Here is a 241-nt window from a genome sequence, read left to right as displayed (position 1 = left end):
CGCCGCTAACATGGTTAAAATCTCCCGCTGGCGGGCGCTTAACGATTTGAGATCTTTAATGTCCTTTTCCGGCGTCGTCCGCCAGTCTCCAGGCAGAAACATCATCCCCATCGCCGCACTATTTACCGCCAACGCAAATGTCTCGACGGTTGAATCACGAGGCACAATGGCCAGCACATTAAAATGGATAACTTCCTGTAACCACCGTTTATTGCAATCCGTCGCCGTAATTAACACCTTA

At 49.8% G+C, this 241-nt stretch carries 1 protein-coding gene; it reads right to left on the bottom strand.

Annotation, left to right across the window (positions count from 1 at the left end):
* Positions 1–241: response regulator transcription factor (locus HMPREF0549_RS09030; RefSeq protein ID WP_003718003.1), on the bottom strand; the 241-nt coding region annotated here is incomplete at both ends.

The organism is Limosilactobacillus vaginalis DSM 5837 = ATCC 49540 (assembly GCF_000159435.1).
Taxonomy (GTDB): domain Bacteria; phylum Bacillota; class Bacilli; order Lactobacillales; family Lactobacillaceae; genus Limosilactobacillus; species Limosilactobacillus vaginalis.
This window is presented reverse-complemented; position numbering and strand designations above follow the sequence as displayed.